This is a genomic window from Pseudomonas sp. YH-1 (assembly GCF_051990045.1).
GTDB classification, from domain to species: domain Bacteria; phylum Pseudomonadota; class Gammaproteobacteria; order Pseudomonadales; family Pseudomonadaceae; genus Pseudomonas; species Pseudomonas nicosulfuronedens.
Genome location: NZ_CP178184.1, coordinates 835,072 through 855,622 on the forward strand (window position 1 = coordinate 835,072; position 20,551 = coordinate 855,622).

The 20,551-nt window shown below is 66.1% G+C and carries 22 protein-coding genes; 9 read left to right on the plus strand and 13 right to left on the minus strand.

The features are described from left to right. Positions 1–40: 40 nt before the first annotated feature. Positions 41–775, plus strand: coding sequence for a hypothetical protein (locus tag ACKI1H_RS03775; protein WP_440467691.1), 735 nt, complete (start codon positions 41–43; stop codon positions 773–775). Positions 776–800: 25 nt separating this feature from the next. Here ACKI1H_RS03775 and ACKI1H_RS03780 read toward each other — a convergent pair whose 3' ends face one another. The 3 genes from ACKI1H_RS03780 to ACKI1H_RS03790 all read right to left on the minus strand — a co-directional run bounded on the left by ACKI1H_RS03780 (position 801) and on the right by ACKI1H_RS03790 (position 3,163). Next, positions 801–1,424 (minus strand): LysE family translocator, encoded by a 624-nt coding sequence (locus ACKI1H_RS03780; protein WP_440467692.1) that lies wholly within the window; start codon positions 1,422–1,424, stop codon positions 801–803. A gap of 67 nt (positions 1,425–1,491) precedes the next feature. After that, the gene (locus ACKI1H_RS03785; protein ID WP_138525927.1) at positions 1,492–2,292 is read right to left on the minus strand and encodes a helix-turn-helix transcriptional regulator; all 801 of its coding nucleotides are present in this window, start codon (positions 2,290–2,292) and stop codon (positions 1,492–1,494) included. 1 nt (position 2,293) lies between these two features. Further along, positions 2,294–3,163: an SDR family oxidoreductase gene (locus ACKI1H_RS03790; protein WP_440467693.1), complete on the minus strand. Its 870-nt coding sequence runs from the start codon at positions 3,161–3,163 to the stop codon at positions 2,294–2,296. A 95-nt stretch (positions 3,164–3,258) separates the two neighbouring features. Between ACKI1H_RS03790 and ACKI1H_RS03795 the strand changes: the two genes are divergently transcribed. From ACKI1H_RS03795 to ACKI1H_RS03805, 3 genes are all read left to right on the plus strand, one after another. Beyond that, positions 3,259–4,191, plus strand: coding sequence for a hydrogen peroxide-inducible genes activator (locus tag ACKI1H_RS03795; protein WP_138525925.1), 933 nt, complete (start codon positions 3,259–3,261; stop codon positions 4,189–4,191). Further along, entirely contained in the window at positions 4,188–6,263 is a 2,076-nt protein-coding gene (gene recG, locus ACKI1H_RS03800; RefSeq protein ID WP_138525924.1) for an ATP-dependent DNA helicase RecG, read from the plus strand. Before ACKI1H_RS03795 ends, recG begins: the two co-directional genes overlap by 4 nt. A gap of 91 nt (positions 6,264–6,354) precedes the next feature. After that, positions 6,355–7,761: an HDOD domain-containing protein gene (locus ACKI1H_RS03805; RefSeq protein ID WP_440467694.1), complete on the plus strand. Its 1,407-nt coding sequence runs from the start codon at positions 6,355–6,357 to the stop codon at positions 7,759–7,761. A gap of 172 nt (positions 7,762–7,933) precedes the next feature. On the opposite strand, the gene ACKI1H_RS03810 is transcribed toward ACKI1H_RS03805, so the two are convergent. The 5 genes from ACKI1H_RS03810 to ACKI1H_RS03830 form a co-directional block, all read right to left on the minus strand. Next, entirely contained in the window at positions 7,934–8,335 is a 402-nt protein-coding gene (locus tag ACKI1H_RS03810) for a hypothetical protein (protein WP_045217727.1), read from the minus strand. Positions 8,336–8,470: 135 nt separating this feature from the next. Further along, positions 8,471–8,743: an HU family DNA-binding protein gene (locus ACKI1H_RS03815; protein WP_017520695.1), complete on the minus strand. Its 273-nt coding sequence runs from the start codon at positions 8,741–8,743 to the stop codon at positions 8,471–8,473. A gap of 197 nt (positions 8,744–8,940) precedes the next feature. Beyond that, the gene (locus ACKI1H_RS03820) at positions 8,941–10,095 is read right to left on the minus strand and encodes an NAD(P)/FAD-dependent oxidoreductase (RefSeq protein ID WP_440467695.1); all 1,155 of its coding nucleotides are present in this window, start codon (positions 10,093–10,095) and stop codon (positions 8,941–8,943) included. An 89-nt stretch (positions 10,096–10,184) separates the two neighbouring features. Next, positions 10,185–10,352, minus strand: coding sequence for a rubredoxin (locus ACKI1H_RS03825; protein ID WP_138525920.1), 168 nt, complete (start codon positions 10,350–10,352; stop codon positions 10,185–10,187). A gap of 198 nt (positions 10,353–10,550) precedes the next feature. Next, positions 10,551–10,718, minus strand: a complete 168-nt coding sequence (locus ACKI1H_RS03830; RefSeq protein WP_015479573.1) for a rubredoxin — start codon at positions 10,716–10,718, stop codon at positions 10,551–10,553. Positions 10,719–10,952: 234 nt separating this feature from the next. Here ACKI1H_RS03830 and ACKI1H_RS03835 point away from each other — a divergent pair, with 234 nt between their 5' ends. Further along, a complete protein-coding gene (locus ACKI1H_RS03835; protein WP_440468819.1) occupies positions 10,953–11,492 on the plus strand; it encodes a chorismate lyase in 540 nt (179 codons plus the stop codon). Between the two features lie 27 nt (positions 11,493–11,519). Continuing rightward, positions 11,520–12,410, plus strand: a complete 891-nt coding sequence (gene ubiA / locus ACKI1H_RS03840) for a 4-hydroxybenzoate octaprenyltransferase (protein ID WP_138525919.1) — start codon at positions 11,520–11,522, stop codon at positions 12,408–12,410. Between the two features lie 108 nt (positions 12,411–12,518). Here ubiA and ACKI1H_RS03845 read toward each other — a convergent pair whose 3' ends face one another. Continuing rightward, the gene (locus ACKI1H_RS03845; RefSeq protein WP_138525918.1) at positions 12,519–12,884 is read right to left on the minus strand and encodes a COG4315 family predicted lipoprotein; all 366 of its coding nucleotides are present in this window, start codon (positions 12,882–12,884) and stop codon (positions 12,519–12,521) included. 313 nt (positions 12,885–13,197) lie between these two features. Here ACKI1H_RS03845 and phoB point away from each other — a divergent pair, with 313 nt between their 5' ends. The 3 genes from phoB (at position 13,198) to ACKI1H_RS03860 (ending at position 16,664) form a co-directional block, all read left to right on the plus strand. Continuing rightward, the gene (gene phoB / locus ACKI1H_RS03850) at positions 13,198–13,887 is read left to right on the plus strand and encodes a phosphate regulon transcriptional regulator PhoB (RefSeq protein ID WP_024762043.1); all 690 of its coding nucleotides are present in this window, start codon (positions 13,198–13,200) and stop codon (positions 13,885–13,887) included. 39 nt (positions 13,888–13,926) lie between these two features. After that, positions 13,927–15,231: a phosphate regulon sensor histidine kinase PhoR gene (gene phoR, locus ACKI1H_RS03855; protein WP_138525917.1), complete on the plus strand. Its 1,305-nt coding sequence runs from the start codon at positions 13,927–13,929 to the stop codon at positions 15,229–15,231. A 92-nt stretch (positions 15,232–15,323) separates the two neighbouring features. After that, positions 15,324–16,664, plus strand: a complete 1,341-nt coding sequence (locus tag ACKI1H_RS03860; protein WP_138525916.1) for a hemolysin family protein — start codon at positions 15,324–15,326, stop codon at positions 16,662–16,664. Positions 16,665–16,818: 154 nt separating this feature from the next. On the opposite strand, the gene ACKI1H_RS03865 is transcribed toward ACKI1H_RS03860, so the two are convergent. The 4 genes from ACKI1H_RS03865 to pstB form a co-directional block, all read right to left on the minus strand. Beyond that, positions 16,819–17,718, minus strand: a complete 900-nt coding sequence (locus ACKI1H_RS03865; protein ID WP_138525915.1) for a peptidoglycan DD-metalloendopeptidase family protein — start codon at positions 17,716–17,718, stop codon at positions 16,819–16,821. A 123-nt stretch (positions 17,719–17,841) separates the two neighbouring features. Then, positions 17,842–18,741 carry a response regulator gene (locus ACKI1H_RS03870; protein WP_138525914.1) on the minus strand — a complete coding sequence of 300 codons (900 nt, stop codon included), beginning with the start codon at positions 18,739–18,741 and terminating at the stop codon, positions 17,842–17,844. 133 nt (positions 18,742–18,874) lie between these two features. Beyond that, on the minus strand, positions 18,875–19,609 hold the full coding sequence (gene phoU / locus ACKI1H_RS03875) for a phosphate signaling complex protein PhoU (RefSeq protein ID WP_440467696.1): 735 nt from the start codon (positions 19,607–19,609) through the stop codon (positions 18,875–18,877). An 85-nt stretch (positions 19,610–19,694) separates the two neighbouring features. After that, positions 19,695–20,531 (minus strand): phosphate ABC transporter ATP-binding protein PstB, encoded by an 837-nt coding sequence (gene pstB / locus ACKI1H_RS03880; protein WP_138525912.1) that lies wholly within the window; start codon positions 20,529–20,531, stop codon positions 19,695–19,697. Positions 20,532–20,551: the final 20 nt, after the last annotated feature.

Here is a 20,551-nt window from a genome sequence, read left to right on the forward strand (position 1 = left end):
GGCCCCAGCGGCCCCGTTCCTTTGTCTGCAAGGAGCAAACATGCGTCGCGCCCTGATCCTGAGCGCCCTGATCGGCCTGCTCACCGGCTGCGCCGGCACCCCGTCCGACCCTTCCGGTGTCTGGGTCAACCAGGCCGCCATCGATGCCGCCGGCAAGGGTGGCAAGCTGCGCGAGGCGCTGCTGGCCTACGGCCCGAACCTGGAATGGAAGCTGGACACCCAGGCCAGCCAGGCCACCTTCAGCAACGGCTTCGAGCTGGGCGAAGGCCAGCTGACCCAGACCGATCCCAAGCACTACCGCGTCGACTTCTACGGCAGTAACCAGGAAGCCCTGGAGCTGGACGGCAAGGAGCTGGTGCAGGTGGGCAGCGACAACTGGCCCGAGCAGCGCTTCCTGCGTCCCAAGGAGCAGCCCGCCGCGCAGAGCCCGGCCGGCAGCACCTTCGAGAACGCCCTCTACGCCGCCTACCTCAGCGGCACCTGGATCATCGAGGAAGGCGAAGGCAAGGGCAGCAAGGTCAAGTTCGCCTCCAACGGCAGCCTCGAAGGCATGCCCGGCTTCGATCGCTACGCGCTTTGCCTGGCCGGCGACTGTGCGGCGATGAGCGGCGACAACGACAGCATCTGGCTGCAACAGGGCCAGCAGGGCCGTGAATTCCTGTTCGAGCGCGACGGCGACAAGCTGGAGCTGTTCGAGGCAGTGAACCGCGCCCAGTCCGACGAGATGCCGCAGTACGCGCCGGGCAACAAGGTCTGGACCCTGGAACGCGACTGATCCGCGAGCGAGCGGGCTGACAGGTTCAGCGCAGCCCGCTCCACAGCAGCCAGCCGCCCAGCACCAGCAGCAGGCCGCCGCAAAGGCGGTCCAGCGCCGTCACCCGGCGCTTCAGCCAGGCGCGCCAGCGTGGGCGATCCAGCAGGCGCACCAGCGCCATGTCCCACAGCAGCACCACTGCGCCCATCCACAGCACGCAGACGCCCAGCGACCAGCCCGGCAGGTGGAACTGCCCGAGCACGCCGAACAGCCCGGTGTAGAAGATCGGCAACTTGGGGTTCAGGCTGCTGGCGAGCAGACCTTCGCGCATACCCCGCAGAAATCCCCCGCTGCGTGGCTCGCCCAGCCCAGGGGGAATCTCCAGCTCCCGCTGCGCCAGCAGTGCCTGCGCGCCGAGCCAGACGAAGTAGGCGCCTCCCAGCAACTGCACTACCCGCAGCCCGTGGCTGGCCACTTCCGGCAGTAGGCCGAGGACGAACAGCACCAGCAACATGCTCGCCAGATTGGCCAGGGCGATGCCCGCCGCACAGCCGTCGGCATGGCGCCGACCCCGTAGCAGCGCAGCGCGGATCAGCAGGAAGAAGTCCGGTCCCGGTGACAGCAGGGCGGCGAAGTGGGTGCTGGCGACCAGCGCGAAGGCGGCGAACATGGTGATCTCCCGGATAGCGGCGTCGCGCAGTCTGGAAGTGCCGGGGTTCGCCGGTCTTGGAAGAAAGTCAGGTACGCGTGGCGCGCAGGAAGCGCCCAGGGGTGACGCCGGTAAAGCGGCGGAAGGTGCCGGAGAAATGCGCCTGGTCGTAGAAACCCAGGGTCAGCGCGACCTCCAGCGGCTTCTCGCCGGCCACCAGCAGGCGCTTGGCCTCGCGGATGCGTCGCTGCAGCAGGTAGGTATGCGGCGGCACACCGTACGCGTTGCGGAAAGCTTCGATCAGGTGGCGCGGATGGCGCTGCAACAGCGCGGCAAGCTCTTCGAGACTGACCGCCTCGCGGTAATGCGCTTCCAGGTAATCCCGCAACTTGGCAGTGACGCTGCCATCGCGCGATGCCGAAGCTGTCGGGCGCATGCCGCCGTGGCGGACGAACACCAGCTCCAGCAACGCCAGCAGTTCGCTCTCCAGCGCCAGCGCGTCGTTGCGCTCGAACTCCGTGGCGACGCGCCGCAGCGCCTCGGCAACCCGGCCGTCATCATGCGGATTGAGCGCCTGGAAACCACGCGGCAGCTGCTTGCGGCCAAGCAGCGGGAGCAGGCGCGATTCCTCGATGTAGAGCATGCGATAGACCAGGCGCTCGGACTCGGCATTGCCGGTGTGCGGCTCCTCCGGGTTCATCAGCGACAGGGTCCCGGCAGGCAGCACATGGTGCGCGCCACGGCACTGGTAGCCGCCGGCACCGTGGAGGATGGCGCCGATGGCAAAGGCGTCGTGGCTGTGGCGACCAAACGGCTGGCCGGAGAAGTCCGCATGGAACAACTCCACCCCCGGCAACCAGGGGCGCGCCAGCAGCCGGTTGGCGTCCATCTCAGTCCTGTTTGCCGGCGAGGATCGCCGCGTAGCCTTCACGGAAGCTCGGGTAGCGCGGCTCCCAGCCCAGCGCACGGGCGCGGGCGTTGCTGCAGCGCTTGCTGCCGGCGCGGCGCACGGTCTGCTCTTCAGACCATTGGCTGACGCCCAGTTGCTCGCGCAGCCAGCCGACCACCTCGTGCAGCGCCGCCGGGTCGTTGTCGACGCCGAGGTAGCAATCTTCCAGTGCAACGCCGCTGCGGTCGGATTCCAGCAGATGGGCCAGCAGGCCGGCGCAGTCTTCGGCGTGGATGCGGTTGGCATACAACGGCGGCTCGCTGGCCACGCGATAGCCTTCGCGCACCTGCTTGAGCAGCCACTCGCGGCCCGGGCCGTAGATGCCGGTGAGGCGCACGACGCTGGCGGGAATGCCGCTCTGCAACGCCACCTGCTCAGCTTCAAGCATCACGCTGCCGGAATAGCTCTGGGCTTCGGCGGGCGAGGTCTCGTCGATCCACTCGCCATCCTTCTGGGCGTACACACCGCTGCTGGATACGAACAACAGGCGCTTGGGTGTTTGCCCGCGCTGCTGCAACCAACCGAGCGTATTGCGCAGGCCTTCGACGTAGGCGGCGCGATAACCGGCCTCGTCGTGTTGGGTCGCGGCGGCGCAGTACACCAGGTAATCGAGCGGGCCGATCGGCCAGGAGTCGGGGCACTCCAGCTGGCCCAGATCGCCGGCCACCGGCAGCACTTCCAGCGGCAACGCGGCAATGTGGCGGCGCAAGCCGTGGACGCGCCAGTCCCGCGCGGCCAGCTGGCGTCCCAGGCGGCTTCCGACGTCACCACAACCAACGATCATCAGGCTGGGGAAGGTGCTCTTGCTCATGCTTGGCTCCGCGAATCAAAGCTCGGCAGTTTAGCGCGGTTGGTTCGCGGCGGTGCAGCCGCTATGCTTGGGCCACCTCAACGGACTTAGTCGCCATGACCCTTACCGAACTGCGCTACATCGTCACGCTTGCCCAGGAGCAACACTTCGGCCGCGCCGCGGAGCGCTGCCACGTCAGCCAGCCGACCCTGTCGGTGGGCGTGAAGAAGCTGGAAGACGAACTCGGCGTACTGATCTTCGAGCGCAGCAAGAGTGCGGTGCGCCTGACCCCGGTCGGCGAAGGCATCGTGGCGCAGGCGCAGAAGGTGCTCGAGCAGGCCCAGGGCATCCGCGAGCTGGCCCAGGCCGGCAAGAACCAGCTGACCTCGCCGCTCAAGGTCGGTGCGATCTACACCATCGGCCCGTACCTGTTCCCCCACCTGATTCCGCAGTTGCACCGGGTCGCCCCGCAGATGCCGCTGTACATCGAGGAAAACTTCACCCACATCCTGCGCGACAAGCTGCGCACCGGCGAGCTGGACGCGATCATCATCGCCCTGCCGTTCCAGGAAGCCGACGTGTTGACCCTGCAGCTGTTCGATGAGCCCTTCTACGTGCTGATGCCAGCGGACCACCCGTGGACCGCGAAGAAAACCATCGACCCGGAGCTGCTCAACGACAAGAGCCTGCTCCTGCTGGGCGAGGGCCACTGCTTCCGCGACCAGGTCCTGGAAGCCTGCCCGACGACCCACAAGGGCAGCGAAAACAAGCACACCACCGTGGAATCCAGCTCGCTGGAAACCATTCGCCACATGGTCGCCTCCGGCCTTGGCGTATCCGTGCTGCCCTTCTCCGCCGTGGACAGCCACCACTACGCACCGGGCGTGCTGGAAGTGCGCCCGTTCAGCGCGCCGGTCCCCTTCCGCACCGTCGCCATCGCCTGGCGCGCCAGCTTCCCGCGGCCGCGCGCCATCGAGGTGCTGGCCGACTCGATCCGCCTGTGCTCGGTCGCCAAACCGACCGTCAAGGGTGAAGCCGAGCCGGCATGACCGATCTGTCGAACGTCCCGGTCACCGCGCTCAAGGGCGTGGGCGCCGCGCTGGAGGAGAAGCTGGCGAAGGTCGGCCTGGAAAACCTCCAGGACATCCTCTTCCACCTGCCGCTGCGCTACCAGGACCGCACCCGCATCACCCCCATCGGCGCGCTTCGTCCGGGACAGGATGCGGTGGTCGAAGGCGTGGTCTCCGGCGCTGACGTGGTGATGGGCAAGCGCCGCAGTTTGCTGGTGCGCCTGCAGGACGGCACCGGCGTATTGAGCCTGCGCTTCTACCACTTCAGCCAGGCGCAGAAAGAGAATCTCAAGCGCGGCACGCACCTGCGTTGCTACGGTGAGGCGCGTCCCGGCGCTTCCGGCCTGGAGATCTACCACCCCGAATACCGCTCGCTCACCGATGCCGCCGCGGCGCCGGTGGAGCAGACGCTCACGCCGATCTACCCGACCACCGAGGGCCTCACCCAGCAGCGCCTGCGCCAGCTCAGCGAGCAGACCCTGGCGCGCCTGGGCCCGTCGAGCCTGCCGGACTGGCTGCCAGCGGAGCTGGCCCGCGACTACCGACTGGGCCCGCTGGACGAAGCCATCCGCTACCTGCACCGGCCACCGCCGGACGCCGACCTGGAAGAGCTCGCCGAAGGCCGCCACTGGGCCCAGCACCGCCTCGCCTTCGAGGAGCTGCTGACCCACCAGCTGTCGTTGCAGCGCCTACGCGAGAGCGTGCGTTCCCAGGCCGCGCCGCAACTGCCACCGGCCAAGCGCCTACCGGCGCTGTACCTGAAAAATCTCGGCTTCAAGCCCACCGGCGCGCAGCAGCGCGTGGGCGCGGAGATCGCCTACGACCTCGCCCAGCCCGAACCCATGCTGCGCCTGGTACAAGGCGATGTCGGAGCCGGCAAGACCGTGGTCGCCGCCCTCGCCGCCCTTCAGGCACTGGAAGCCGGCTACCAGGTGGCGCTGATGGCGCCCACCGAGATCCTCGCCGAGCAGCACTTCCTCAACTTCACCAAATGGCTGCAGCCGCTGGGCATCGAAGTCGCCTGGCTGGCCGGCAAGCTCAAGGGCAAGGCCCGCGCCAGCGCACTGGAGCAGATTGCCGGCGGCGCGCCGATGATCGTCGGCACCCACGCGCTGTTCCAGGACGAAGTGAAGTTCAAGCGCCTGGCCCTGGTCATCATCGACGAGCAGCACCGCTTCGGCGTGCAGCAGCGCCTCGCCCTGCGCCAGAAAGGCGTCGACGGCCGGCTCTGCCCGCACCAGCTGATCATGACCGCCACGCCCATCCCGCGGACCCTGGCGATGAGCGCCTACGCCGACCTGGACACCTCGATCCTCGACGAGCTGCCGCCCGGCCGTACCCCGGTGAACACCGTGCTGGTGGCCGACAGCCGCCGCATCGAAGTGATCGAGCGTGTTCGTGCGGCCTGCGCCGAAGGGCGACAGGCGTACTGGGTGTGCACGCTGATCGAGGAATCCGAGGAACTGACCTGCCAGGCCGCCGAAACCACCTACGAGGAACTCTCCTCGGCGCTGGGCGAACTGCGCGTGGGGCTGATCCACGGGCGTATGAAGCCGGCGGACAAGGCCGTCGTCATGGAAGCCTTCAAGGAAGGCCTGCTGCAGTTGCTGGTCGCCACCACAGTGATCGAGGTCGGCGTGGACGTGCCCAACTCCAGCCTGATGATCATCGAGAACCCCGAACGCCTCGGCCTGGCCCAGCTGCACCAGCTGCGCGGCCGCGTCGGCCGGGGCAGCGCGGCGAGCCACTGCGTGCTGCTCTACCATCCGCCGCTGTCGCAGATCGGCCGCGAACGCCTGGGGATCATGCGCGAGACCTGCGACGGCTTCGTCATCGCCGAAAAGGACCTGGAACTGCGTGGTCCCGGCGAAATGCTCGGCACCCGCCAGACTGGCCTGCTGCAATTCAAGGTGGCCGACCTGATGCGCGACGCCGACCTGCTGCCGGCAGTACGTGATGCGGCCCAGGCCCTGCTGGCACACTGGCCGCAATCGGTCAGCCCGTTGCTGGCGCGCTGGCTGCGACACGGGCAGCAATACGGGCAAGTGTGATCTATTTCACTTTCATCGGTCAGTTGACTGCTCGGTCACGCTGACTGCGTGGTTATACTCCGACCCAGCCGTTGATAACCGGATCACATTCATGAGCGACGCCGCACGCGCCCCATCCGACTCCTCGCAGGCCCCCGAGGTCATCCTGCAGCTGCTCGCCAAGCTGGGCATACCGTCTCGCGAAGTCTGCGATGCCACGACGCTTCCGGCCGCGCGCCGGGTGCAGGCCAGCCTGCTGGAAGATGCCGTCGGCACCCTGCTGGTGCTGTTCCCGCAAAGCCAGCTGCTGGACCTGAACCGCCTGGCCGAACTCACCGGGCGCAAGCTGGTGGCGGTCAAGCCCGACCGCCTGGAGCGCATGCTCGGCAAGCACCAGCTCGGCCGCCTGCCGGCGCTACCACCGCTGACCAGCTCGCCCTGCCTGTATGACGAGCGCCTGCTGCAGGAACCCCAGTTGCTGATCGAGTCCGGCACCGCAGGTACGCTGCTGGAGATTCCCACCGCGTCCTTCCGCAGCCTGCTGGAGAAAGCCAGCGCGGCACGCTTCGGCGTGGCGCTGGAATCGATCCGGCCGAACCTCGACCGCCCGGACGACGACCGCAAGGAAATCACCCAGGCCGTGCAGGCGTTCACCGCCCGCCGCATCCAGCAGCGCCTCGAGGAAACCATCGAGATTCCACCGCTGCCGGAAACCGCACAGAAGATCATCAAGCTGCGCGTCGATCCCAACGCCACGGTGGACGACATCACCGGCGTGGTGGAGACCGATCCGGCACTGGCCGCGCAGGTAGTGAGCTGGGCGGCTTCGCCGTACTACGCCGCGCCCGGCAAGATCCGCTCAGTGGAGGACGCCATCGTCCGCGTACTGGGCTTCGACCTGGTGATCAACCTCGCCCTCGGCCTGGCCCTGGGCAAGACCCTGAGCCTGCCCAAGGACCAGCCGCAGCACGCCACGCCCTACTGGCACCAGGCAATCTACACCGCCGCAGTGATCGAGGGGCTGACCCGCGCCGTGCCACGCGCCGAGCGTCCGGAAGCCGGCCTGACCTACCTGGGCGGCCTGCTGCACAGCATCGGCTACCTGGTCCTGGCGCACATCTTCCCGCCGCACTTCTCGCTGATCTGCCGGCACCTGGAGGTGAATCCGCACGTCGAGCACAACCTCGTCGAGCAGCACCTGCTGGGCATCACCCGCGAGCAGATCGGCGCCTGGCTGATGCGCACCTGGGATATGCCGGAAGAGATCTACACCGCGCTGCGCTTCCAGCACGACCCGACCTATGCCGGCGACTGCTCGGCCTACGCCAACCTGGTCTGCCTGGCGACCCGCCTGCTGCGCAACCACGGCATCGGCAGCGGCCCCGAGACCGACATTCCGCAGGACCTGCTGGATCGCCTGGATATCCCGCGCGAGAAGGCCGAAGACGCCGTGCGCAAGGTACTCGACGCCGAAGCGGTGCTGCGCGAGCTGGCCAGCCAGTTCAATCCCGCGCACTGAAGCGGGCCTGACCTCGCCGCAGGATGGCGTGGAGCGATACCCATCAATCCGAATGCACCGACAGCATGGGTATCGCTTCGCTCCACCCATCCTACGAGTGCCCTTCCAGCGCATTTCTTCCGGCAGAAATGAAAAAGGCCCGTCGGGGGCCTTTTTCGAGCGCGCAGGAAACTCAGGCGGCTTTCTTGTCGCTGGCCGGCGCGGCCTTCTTCTTCGGCTTGAGGTACTTCACCAGACCCTGGAACCAGATCACCAGGCCGGGGTTGCCCTGGATCTGGATGTCCTTGTTCTGGATACCCTGCATGAAGGCCAGCTGCGGATTCTTCGAGGTCATGGTAGCGAAGCCGTAGGCGCCGTCCTTGAAGCCCAGCGCGAAGGCCGGCTGCGGATGGGTGCCGCGACGGGCGCTGACCTTGAGGTCCTTGACGATATAGTGGCGGGCGACCTTGCCGTCGAGCGTGTGGAGCTGGAACACCAGGTCCTTGCCTTCGAGCTGCTTCTGGAACGCGGGGTTTTCGCGGCTGGCCTTGGCCATCAGGCGACCGAGCATCCACAGGAGTAGACGGAATTTCATGCACAAACCTCGACGTTCGAGACAATAGTCTGCGCATTGTAGCCAGTTTGAAAACGGACTACATCCGGTCTTTTGGAGGGATTATGTAACCGGAGGAAGCAACCCGGAGCCGCTCTGGCTCCGGGTCAGACGCGATCAGTTGACGGCGTCTTTCAGCGCCTTGCCTGGTTTGAAGGCAACGGTGTTGCTGGCTTTGATCTTGACCGGCTGGCCGGTTTGCGGGTTCTTGCCGGTACGGGCGCCACGGTGGCGCTGAACGAAGGTACCGAAACCGACAAGGGTAACGCTGTCCTTGCGGTTGAGCGCGCCAGTGATTTCATCCAGCAGCGCATTCAGCACCTTGTTGGCTTGTTCTTTGGTGAGGTCGGCCTTCTCGGCGATCGCGGCGGCGAGTTCTGGTTTACGCATAAATGCCTCTTTGACGGTTTGTTGTTGTTGTGTCCGTGCTGTCTTCCCAACAGCGCCCCAAGGCACCGCAGGCTTGCCGTACAGGCTCTAGGCTGCGGCAGACGGGGGGAGAATGGCACGCCGAAAGCTGGTACGCCAGTATCGTCTGACAATTTGCGGGCTCTTTCCCACGGCAAATCCGCCATAGGCGACGCCTGTCACGCCAGCAGCGCTGGCAACTCCTTGTTCAGGGAGAGTTTTTCACTCACAGCGGCCCCCGTCAGGGCGTATCCGAGCAATCGACCGGCGGTATCCCGGCACAGCACCTTGAGGTCCGGGCCAGAGCCTTCCACCTGCCATTCGCCCTCGCTGCCACGCGGCGGCGGCGACACCACCAGCGGGCAAACCGGCGTCTTCACGGTCACCGGCATGGCACCGTAGGCCACCGGCGTCGGCTTGCCGGCCAGGGTCTGCGCCAGCGCGCGGGCGCAGGACATCAGTGGCATCACGTAGAGCAGGTTGAGACCGTCGACCTCGGCGCAATCACCCAGGGCGTAGATATTGGCATGGGAGGAACGCAGTTCGCGGCTGACCATCACGCCGCGGTTGATATCCAGGCCGGCGGCAGCGGCCAGGTCGATGCGCGGGCGCAGGCCGACGGCGGAGACGACCAGGTCGCAGGCGATCACCTGACCATCGGAGAGGTGCGCTTCCAGGGCATTGTCGGCGCGAACCAGGCGGTTCAGCACCGGGCCGAGGTGGAAGCGCACGCCGAGGCCTTCCAACCCCTGCTGCACCGCCAGGGCGGCTGCCGGATGGAGCAGGCCGGGCATGACCTGCTCGCAGGGCGCCACTACGTCGATCTGGAAGCCGCCGCTGGAGAGGTCGTTGGCGAACTCGCAGCCGATCAGGCCGGCACCCAGCAGCAGCACCCGACGCTTGCCAGCGGCGGCGCTGCGGAAGCGTGCGTAGTCTTCCAGGTCGTTGATCGGGAAGATCAGGTCCTGGGCATCACCCTCGACCGGTACGCGAATGGTTTCTGCACCCCAGGCCAGCACGAGGTCGCGGTAGTGGATCTCTTCCTCGCCGATCCAGATGCGCCGATGGCCCGGGTCGATGCCGGTGACACGGGTGTGGGTGAGGATGCGCGCCTTGAGCTGGTCGGCCATGGCGCCCGCTTCGGCCATGGCCAGGCCGTCGGCATCCTTGTCCTTGGAGAATCCGGTGGAGAGCATCGGCTTGGAGTAGGAGCGACCGTCGTCGGCGGTGATCAGCAGCAGCGGCGTCTCGCTGTCCAGCTTGCGCCACTCGCGGGCCAGGTTGTAGCCGGCCAGGCCCGTGCCGATGATGACCAACGGTGCGTTTTCGCTCATTGCGCTCTCCACTTCTGAAAATGTTCATTGTCTGAAGACAGCACGGCGGCCACCGGGCCGCCGCATGAATTCGTCGTGCTGGGGCGGGCTCAGGAGATTTCGATCATCTCGAAGTCGATCTTGCCGACGCCACAATCCGGGCAGACCCAGTCCGGCGGGATGTCTTCCCAGCGCGTGCCAGGGGCGATGCCCTCGTCGGGCAGTCCCAGTGCTTCGTCGTAGATGAAGCCACAGACCACGCATTGCCATTTGCGCATCAGCCAAGCCCTCCTGCGATTGCGAAGTGAACCTAACCCACTTTACTGGCGCCGGCCAACGGCGCCCCTGCCGCCGGGCAGCGTCAGCAAAGCCAACCCGGACTCAAGCAGTCTACCGCGCCTGACCGCGGCCTGCCGGCCCCGCAAACGCAGACGGCGGCCCGAAGGCCGCCGTCGCGGGAATCCATCCTGGCGGGATCAGCCGATCTCGATCATCTCGAAATCCAGCTTGCCGACGCCGCAATCCGGGCACAACCAGTCTTCCGGCACGTCTTCCCAGCGGGTACCGGCGGCGATGCCCTCTTCCGGCCAACCCTTGGTCTCGTCATAGATCAGGCCACAAACCACGCATTGCCACTTCTTCATCAGCTATCACCCTCATGTTCTTGTCGCTTGGACGTCAGTGCATCCAATGTCCGGCTTTGTACTGGCGATACCGCCCGCGCGCAAGCCCCCGGAAAAATGCCGGCGACCGGCCAAACCTTTGGTGGGGTTTTGCGTAAGGCACTCTTGCGGACAACGCAATCGGCCGCGCAAAGGTGCCATGTTAAGCTGCCGCGTCCCTGGCCACCCGCAGTCGAAGCCGTGCCCGAAGCCGCCCTGATCCACCCGCCCCGCTGGCTCACCGCCGCCCAGTTGCACCCTGCCCCCGCCGCCCAGGTCGTGGGCTGGTTGTTCGACGAAGGCTCGCTAACGCGCCGGCTGACGGCGCTGTCCGATGGCGCATTTGCCGTGCAACCGCTGGCCGAGGGCTGGCACCGCCTGCGCACCGACGAGTGCGCCGCGCTGGGCGTGCCGGACGGCAGCCAGGGCTGGGTGCGCGAGGTGTACCTCAAAGGCCACGGCACGCCCTGGGTGTTCGCCCGCAGCGTAGCAGCGCGCTCGGCACTGGAAGGTTCCGGCTTCGACCTGCGCCTGCTCGGCACGCGCTCTCTGGGTGAGTTGCTGTTCAGCGACCGCGCCTTCCAGCGCGGCCCCATCGAGGTCTGTCGCTACCCGGCTGCCAGCCTGCCGGCCGAAGTGCGCGCCGAACGCCTCTGGGGCCGTCGCTCCTGCTTCAGCCGCGACGGCCTGGGCGTGCTGGTTGCCGAGGTTTTCCTGCCATCGCTGTGGCACCGCGTGGAACAACAGCCCGTATAATTCCCGGATCGTTTTCCGGAGGCCGCCATGTTCGTCGCCCTGATCAAACCCCTCGCCCGCCTGCATCCCCGCGCCTGGGACTTCATCCAGCTGACGCGCATGGACAAGCCGATCGGCATCTACCTGTTGCTCTGGCCGACACTCTGGGCGCTGTGGATGGCCAGCGGCGGCGTGCCAAGCGTGAAGAACCTGGTGATCTTCGTCCTCGGCACCGTGCTGATGCGCATGGCGGGCTGCGTGATCAACGACTTCGCCGACCGCAAGCTCGACGGCCACGTCGAACGCACCAAGGCACGCCCGCTGGCAACCGGCAGGATCACCGTGCGCGAGGCCTGGATTGCCTTCTTCACGCTGCTGGGCCTGAGCTTCCTGCTGGTGCTGTGCACCAACGAGCAGACCATCTGGCTATCCTTCGGCGGCGCGGCGGTGGCGGCGCTTTACCCCTTCATGAAACGCTACACCTACTACCCGCAGGTGGTGCTGGGCGCGGCGTTCTCCTGGGGCATCCCGATGGCCTTCACGGCGGCCAACGGCACTCTGCCGGCGGTAGCCTGGCTGCTGTTCTTCGCCAATGTGCTGTGGACGGTCGCCTACGACACCTACTACGCGATGACCGACCGCGAGGACGACCTGAAGATGGGCATGAAGTCCACGGCGATCCTCTTCGGCGACGCCGACCGCGCGATCAACCTGACGCTACAGGGCCTGATGCTCCTGCTGCTGATCCTCGCCGGCAACAAGCTGGGCATGCACCTGACCTACTACCTGGGCCTGGCCGTGGCGGCGGGCTGCTTCGCCTGGCAGTTCCATTCGACCCGTGACCGCGAGCCGATGAAATGCTTCAAGGCCTTCCTGCACAATCACTGGGCCGGGCTGGCGATCTTCCTCGGCACCGTGCTGGACTTCGCGCTGCGCTGATGCAAACCCCGCAGGAGCGTGCTTGCTCGCGAACCCGCTTGATACCCAAGGTGCCAGGCCAGGTTCGCGAGCAAGAACAGGGCGTCCCCCTCGCTCTCACGAATAGCTTTACGGCTTGGCCATGTGCCAGACGCCCATCTTGCCTTCACCGGCCATATCGCCGGCCTTCTTGTCCTGGACGAAGGTGTACAGCGGCTTGCCCTTGTAGGCCCACTGGGCGCTGCCGTCATCACGCTTGATCAGCGTCCAGTCCCCCATGGCGCTGTCATCCGCAGCAGCCATCAGGGGCGGCCAGTTCTGCGCACAACCACCGTTGCACATCGACTTGCCGCCACTGTCCTTGTCGAAGGTGTAGAGCGTCATGCCCTTGGCGTCGACCAGCATGCCGTTCTTTTCCATGCCAGGGCCGGCAGCCAGGGCGGACATGGCCGGGAACATCAGGCCCAGTGCCAGGGCCGGGAATAGCAGTTTCATAACGCTTCTCCTCTGGTGAGGTGGAAACGGCGCGAGCAGCGGCGCAGAGGCGGGCGGGACTGCAGGCAGGGCCGGCCAGGGCGACGTCGACAACGCACTCACAACCGTCATCGCAAGACTCCGGCAGGCTCTCTGCCGGGCACACCGCCGACCGGGCCGGTGGGTTCCGCTTGTGCCGCGCAGTAAACGCGTGGCGACCCAATGAGCATAGACGAGCGCTCTGGCACGAGGCTCAGCTACCATCGCGGTGTCACATTCATGAAATATTTCCGTTATCTAATGCGGCGCATTACAGAATTTCTGAGGCCTCAGCATGGTTGGCAAGACAATCCTCATCGTCGATGACGAAGCTCCGATCCGGGAAATGATCGCCGTGGCCCTGGAGATGGCCGGCTACGAATGCCTGGAGGCCGATAGCGCCCAGACGGCTCACGCGGTGATCGTCGATCGCAAGCCGGACCTGATCCTGCTCGACTGGATGCTCCCGGGCACCTCCGGCATCGAGTTGGCCCGCCGCCTCAAGCGCGACGAGCTGACCTCGGCCATCCCGATCATCATGCTCACCGCCAAGGGCGAAGAGGACAACAAGATCCAGGGCCTGGAAGTCGGCGCGGATGACTACATCACCAAGCCCTTCTCCCCGCGCGAACTGGTCGCCCGCCTGAAGGCCGTGCTGCGCCGCACCGGCGCTGGCGACAGCGAGACGCCGATCGAAGTCGGCGGCCTGCTGCTGGACCCGATCAGCCACCGCGTGACCATCGACGGCAAGCCGGCCGAGATGGGCCCGACCGAATACCGCCTGCTGCAGTTCTTCATGACCCACCAGGAGCGCGCCTACACTCGCGGCCAGCTGCTGGACCAGGTCTGGGGCGGCAACGTCTATGTCGAGGAGCGCACCGTCGACGTGCACATCCGCCGTCTGCGCAAGGCCCTGGGCGAGGTCTACGAAAATCTGGTTCAGACCGTGCGCGGCACCGGGTATCGTTTCTCGACCAAAAGCTGATCGGGTCTCTGGCTCGACGGGTACAAGGAACGGAATTTCGTGACCCAGAACTGGAGTGGCGTGCTGATACGCCACCTGCTGCTAGTCGTCGCCGCCGGCGCACTGCTTGGCCTGATCACCGGCCAGTACGGCTGGGCGATCGCCGTGGCGCTGGCCGCCTACCTCGGCTGGTCGACCTGGCAGCTGCTGCGCCTGCACAAATGGCTGAAGAACCACCAGCCCGATGAGGCCCCGCCCGATGGCTACGGCCTGTGGGGCGAGGTGTTCGACAGCATCTACCACCTGCAGCGGCGCAACCAGCGCGCCCGCGGGCGTCTGCAGGCGGTGATCGACCGCATGCAGGAATCCACTGCGGCGCTGCGCGACGGCATGATCCTGCTCGACCGCGATGGCAACCTGGAGTGGTGGAACCAGTCCGCCGAACGCCTGCTGGGCCTCAAGAGTCCACAGGACGGCGGCCAGCCGGTGACCAACCTGGTGCGCCATCCACGCTTCAAGGAATACTTCGAGGGCGAGGACTACCGCGAGCCGCTGGAGCTTCCCTCGCCGATCAGCGACAACCTGCGCCTGCAATTCCACATCACCCTCTACGGCGCCGGCGAGCACCTGATGCTGGTGCGCGACGTGACCCGCGTCCATCAGCTGGAGCAGATGCGCAAGGACTTCGTCGCCAACGTCTCCCACGAGCTGCGTACGCCGCTGACGGTGATCGCCGGTTACCTGGAGACGCTGCTGGACAACGTCGAGGACGTAAACCCGCGCTGGACCCGCGCACTGCAGCAGATGCAGCAGCAGGCCGGACGCATGCAGAACCTGCTCAACGACCTGCTCCTGCTGGCCAAGCTGGAAGCCACCGATTACCCGGCGGACAACAAGCCGGTGGCGGTGGACCTGATGCTGCTGTCGATCCGCAACGACGCCCAGGCGCTGTCCGGCGCGCGCAGCCACCGCATCAGCCTGGAGGCAGACTCGAAGGTGAAGCTCAAGGGCAGCGAGGCCGAGCTGCGCAGCGCCTTCTCCAACCTGGTGTTCAACGCCGTGAAGTACACCCCCGACGAAGGCGAGATCCGCATTCGTTGGTGGGCGGATGAGCAAGGCGCACACCTGGCTGTGCAGGACAGCGGCATCGGCATCGATCCCAAGCACCTGCCCCGCCTGACCGAGCGTTTCTACCGCGTGGACTCCAGCCGTAACGCCAGCACCGGCGGCACCGGCCTGGGCCTGGCCATCGTCAAGCACGTGCTGCTGCGCCACCGCGGCACCCTGGACATCAGCAGCGTGCCGGGCAAGGGCAGCAGCTTCACCTGCCACTTCCCACCGCAGCAGGTCGAGAGCCGCGCATAACCACGCTCGACCCACACGCGGCCATAGTCGGGCTTGCCAGCCGGGCCCGCTGAACCGCATTCTTGTCCGTCCATTCTCAAACCAACAGAACCATGGACCCTTCCCCCAGTAGCAACTTCCTCACCTATTTCGCCGATTTCGGCCTGATCCTGTTCGCCCTGTTCCTCGTCGTGCTCAACGGATTCTTCGTGGCCGCCGAGTTCGCCATGGTCAAGCTGCGCTCCACCCGTGTGGAGACCATCGCCAACCAGCACGGCTGGCGCGGCACCATCCTGCGCAAGGTGCACAACCAGCTCGACGCGTACCTTTCCGCCTGCCAGCTGGGCATTACCCTGGCCTCCCTGGGCCTGGGTTGGGTCGGCGAGCCGGCCTTTGCCGAACTGCTCGAGCCGCTGCTGGCCGCGGTCGGCGTGCACTCCGAGGAAGTCATCCGCGGCGTGTCGTTCTTCACCGCGTTCTTCATCATCTCCTACCTGCACATCGTGGTCGGCGAGCTGGCGCCCAAGTCCTGGGCGATCCGCAAGCCAGAGCTGCTGTCGCTGTGGACGGCGGTGCCGCTGTACCTGTTCTACTGGGCGATGTACCCGGCGATCTGGCTGCTCAACGCCAGCGCCAACACCATCCTCAAGATCGCCGGACAGGGCGAGCCGGGGCCGCACCACGAGCACCACTACAGCCGTGACGAGCTCAAGCTGATCCTGCACTCCAGCCGCGCCCACGACCCCAGCGACCAGGGCATGCGCGTGCTCGCCTCGGCGGTGGAGCTGGGCGAGCTGGAAGTCGCCGACTGGGCCAACTCCCGCGAAGACCTGGTCTACCTCGAGCGCACCGCGCCACTGGACGACATCCTCGCCACCATCCGCCGTCACAAGTACAGCCGCTACCCGGTGTACGACAGCGAGAAGGGCGAGTTCATCGGCCTGCTGCACATCAAGGACCTGCTGCTGGCCCTGGCCACACTGGACAGCCTGCCGGAGTCCTTTGACCTCGACGAGCTGACCCACCCGCTGGAAATGGTCACCAAGCACCTGCCGCTGGCCCGCCTGCTGGAGCAGTTCCGCCAGGGTGGTTCGCACTTTGCGTTGGTGGAGGAAGCCGACCACAAGGTCGTCGGCTACCTGACCATGGAAGACGTACTGGAAGTGCTGGTCGGCGACATCCAGGACGAGCACCGCAAGGCTGAGCGCGGCATCGTCGCCTACCAGCCCGGCAAGCTGCTGGTGCGCGGCGACACTCCGCTGTTCAAGCTGGAACGCCTGCTGGGGCTGGACCTGGACCACGTCGAGGCGGACACCCTCGCCGGCCTGGTCTACGACACCCTCAAGCGTGTGCCGGAAGAAGAGGAAGTGCTGGATACCGAGGGCCTGCGCATCATCGTGAAAAAGATGAAGGGCCCGAAGATCGTCCTCGCCAAGGTGGTCAAGCTCGACTGAGCTTGTTGCCCCTGAATGCAAAAGGCTGCCTTCGGGCAGCCTTTTTCTTTGGCTCTTCGTAGGAGCGAGCTTGCTCGCGAACAGCGCTCGCCGATGCGCCGCAGCTGGGCGGGTTCGCGAGCAAGCCCGCTCCCACACGGACGCCGCGCTGCGCTCAGTGCTCCCTGACTACCGCGAAATTCGGCAGCGAATCCACCGGCTGGGAAAAGTCGTAGGGAATCGACTCCAGCGCCAATCCGACGTTGCGCTGCACCACGAAGTGCAGGTGCGGCCCGCTGCTGTTGCCGGTATTGCCCGACTGCGCCAGCGGCGTCCCGGTGCCGACGCGCTGGCCCTCGCGCACCAGCACCGAGCCGCGCATCAGGTGCAGGTACACGCCCATGGTGCCGTCGTCATGCAGTATCCGCACGAAGTTGCCGGAGGGGTTCTTGCCGCGCCCATCCTGGCCGTTCTCGACCTTCACCACGGTACCGCCACGTGCCGCGACGATGGGCGTGCCCACCGGCATGGCGATGTCCATGGCGTAGCGGCCCTTGGGCGTGAAGTGGCTGTAGCGGCCATTGGCACCCTGGGTCAGGCGGAACGGGCCACCCGTCCAGGGCAGTGCGTACTGGTAGGACAGCGGCGTAGGCCGCGGATCGCCCAGCGCATAACGCAGCTTGGGCTTGTAGCGCAGCGGCTTGGCGGGATCGAGCGGCGTCAGGGTCGCCAGGCGAATCGCGCTGCGCGGCGGCAGCACCCAGCGAATCGGCCGCTCCGGCGCACCCACGGCGTTCTGCGCGCCGGTCACGCTCAACTCGACTTCCACCGGCGCATACAGGTCGTTGCGCACCTGCAGGGTCTCACCGCCAGCGTGCTTCTTCGTCTCCAGCTTCACCTGTTCCTCCAGGTGCTCGACCATGCGATCGCGGAAAACGAAGACAGCCGCACCCGCCACGGCTTTGTCCGTGTAGGTGACCACGCCGTTGGCGTCGGTGTACTTGTAGATGGTCACGGCCGAAGCCGTCCCGGATGCAGCCAAAAGGCCGCACAGGAGGATACTGCGCCCTAGCATGTCGACTCTGGTTATAGGTATGGCGACGTTGGCAAGACTAGCAGCGTCGCCCCTGCGTCGCGACCTGCCGCCGGTCGGCCTGTGAAACAGTCCCAATTGCCGGCGGGAGGATTTGTAACCGGATCAGGCGCCGGGCACGTAGTGCTTCTGCGAGCTGCCGCGGGCGATCAGGCGGGACAGGTAGTCGAGTTTCTGCGGGTCACGGTCGACGAAGCGGAAGGTCAGTTGCAGCCATTCGCTGTCCGGCTTGGGCTCCAGCGCGGCCACGGCATGCAGGTAGCCGTTGAGACGGGCAACGTCGCTGTCTTCTTCCAGGTCGAGCACGGCGCTTTCCAGCACCTGCGGCAATGGCGTGCCGCGCTTCACCACCAGCAGCGCTTCCTTGAGGCTGAGCGCCTTGATCACGCAGGGCAGGCTCGCCGAAGGCAGGCGCAGCTGGCCTTGCTGGCCCTTGGCGCCACTGCGGGTGGCCGGCGCGGCAAGAGCGGCGGCGGCCGCTGCCGGAGCGGGGCGCGTTGCCGCGGGAGCTGCCGCCGGGCGCACTACCTCGGCCTTGCCGCCGGTGAGCGCAGCGAGGGAGTCATTGGGCATGGAGCCGACCAGGCTGCGCTGCGGCGCCTGGGCGGCGAGGGCTTCCAGCTTGCCGGCGCGCGACAGCGCCTTCTTCACCTTGCTCACCAGCTGGTCGTTGGAGAACGGCTTGCCGATGAAGTCGGAGACGCCGGCCTGGATGGCCTGCACCACGTTGTCCTTGTCGCCGCGGCTGGTGACCATGATGAAGGGCGTGGTCTTCAGGCTGTCCTGCTCGCGGCACCAGGTGAGCAGCTCAATGCCCGACAGCTCGGGCATTTCCCAGTCGCAGAGGATCAGGTCCACGGCCTGGCGCGCGAGGAACTGCTGCGCCTTGCGGCCGTTGACCGCTTCTTCGATCTGCAGACCGGGGAAATGGTCCCGCAGCCCCTTCTTCACCAGGTCACGGATGAACGGAGCGTCATCCACGACCAGCACACTGACCTTGCCCATCGGCATCTCCCGAAAACGATAGGGCGAAGAATAGCCTTGCCGGGTGGCTACATGCCATTGGTGAGGGACCGCTCGGCCATAAAATGACGAACCCGGCGCGCTGGCCAGGTTCGTTCTGGTACGGGCGTCTGGCTTATTCGGCCTTGTCAGCCTTGCCCTGCACTTCTTCCTTCATGCGGGTCAGGCCGATGTGGCGGACATCGGTGCCACGCACCAGGTAGATCACCAGCTCGGCGATGTTGCGTGCGTGGTCACCGATACGCTCCAGCGACCGCAGGGCCCAGATGACGTTGAGCACGCGGGAGATGGCCCGCGGGTCTTCCATCATGTAGGTGACCAGCTCACGCAGGGCGGTCTTGTACTCACGGTCGACGGTCTTGTCGTACTGCGCCACCGACAGTGCGAGGTCCGCGTCGAAGCGGGCGAAGGCGTCCAGCGCCTCCTGCACCATCTTGCGCACCTGGTTGCCGATGTGACGCACCTCGACGTAGCCGCGCGGCGACTCGCCTTCCTCGCACAGCTGGATGGCACGGCGGGCAATCTTCGACGCCTCGTCACCAATGCGTTCCAGGTCGATCACCGACTTGGAGATGCTGATGATCAGGCGCAGGTCGGAGGCGGCCGGCTGACGGCGGGCGAGGATGCGCAGGCATTCCTCGTCGATGTTGCGCTCCATCTGGTTGATCTGGTCGTCGATCTCGCGCACCTGCTGGGCCAGGCCCGAGTCGGCGTCGATCAGCGCGTTGACCGCGTCGTTGACCTGCTTCTCCACCAGGCCGCCCATGGCCAGCAGATGGCTGCGCACATCTTCCAGCTCGGCGTTGAACTGCTGCGAGATGTGGTGGGTGAGGCTTTCTTTGTTGATCATGTTCGCTCCGCGAAAGCCGCAGGCTCCGGGCCGCTGGCTTGTGATGTACTCCGGGAAGTTCTACCGCGCACGCAAGTCCGCGAAACTAGCCGTAACGACCGGTGATGTAGTCTTCGGTCTGCTTCTTGGCCGGGTTGGTGAACAGGGTATCGGTATCGCCGAACTCGATCAGCTTGCCCATGTACATGAAGGCCGTGTAGTCGGAGACGCGCGCGGCCTGCTGCATGTTGTGGGTCACGATGACGATGGTGAACTTGGATTTCAGCTCGTAGATCAGCTCTTCGATCTTCAGGGTGGAGATCGGGTCCAGTGCCGAGCAGGGTTCGTCGAGCAGCAGGACTTCCGGCTCCACGGCGATGGTGCGGGCAATGACCAGACGCTGCTGCTGGCCACCGGAGAGGCCGAGTGCGGATTCGTGCAGGCGGTCCTTCACCTCGTCCCACAACGCGGCGCCCTTGAGGGCCCACTCGACGGCCTCATCAAGCACGCGCTTCTTGTTGATGCCCTGGATGCGCAGGCCGTACACCACGTTCTCGTAGATGCTCTTGGGGAACGGGTTGGGCTTCTGGAACACCATGCCGACGCGGCGGCGCAGTTCGGCGACGTCGACGTTCTTGGCGAAGATGTTGTGGCCGTCCAGGAGGATCTCGCCCTTCACGTTGCAACCGTCGACCAGATCGTTCATGCGGTTGAAGCAACGCAGCAGGGTCGACTTGCCGCAGCCGGACGGGCCGATGAAGGCGGTCACGCGCTGCTTGGGAATGTTCATGCTGACGTCGAACAGTGCCTGCTTCTCGCCATAGAACAGGCTCAGGCCGGGCACTTCGAGGGCGACGGTCTCGCTTTCCAGGTTCATGCCCTGACGGTCGCCGCGGCCGAGCGCGCCGATGTCGATGCCGTGGGATGCGGTTTCATGTTGCATGTTCAGTCTCCTTGGGAGGC